Raw genomic sequence first — 367 nt, 5'->3', positions numbered from 1 at the left:
CCTCGGCAAGCCGGCGCTGACGGCGGGCCGCTTCGTCGCCAACCCGTTCGGCCCCGGCCGGATGTACCGCACGGGTGACCTGGCGCGCTGGCGCCCGGAGGGCAACATCGACTTCCTCGGCCGCGTCGACGACCAGGTGAAGATCCGGGGCTTCCGCATCGAGCTGGGCGAGATCATCGCCGCGCTCGCGGACAGCCCGGGCGTCAACCAGTCGGCCGTCGTCGCCGACCGGGACGGGTCGATCGCCCGGTTGATCGGGTACGTGGTGCCGCTGGAGGGTGCGGTCGTCGACCCGGCCGCGGTGCGCGCCCACGTGGCGTCGTCGCTGCCGGACTACATGGTGCCCAGCGTGGTCATCGTGCTGGAC

At 73.0% G+C, this 367-nt stretch carries 1 protein-coding gene; it reads left to right on the top strand.

Going from position 1 to position 367, the window contains the following annotated elements:
* Nucleotides 1-367, top strand: a 367-nt coding sequence (locus AC1DYG_RS20785) for an AMP-binding enzyme (protein ID WP_477641720.1), incomplete at both ends; no start/stop codon positions are given.

This window comes from Pedococcus sp. P1_H8, assembly GCF_056405175.1.
The sequence above is the reverse complement of the archived record's forward strand: the minus strand, read 5'-3'. Positions and strand labels throughout refer to the sequence as shown.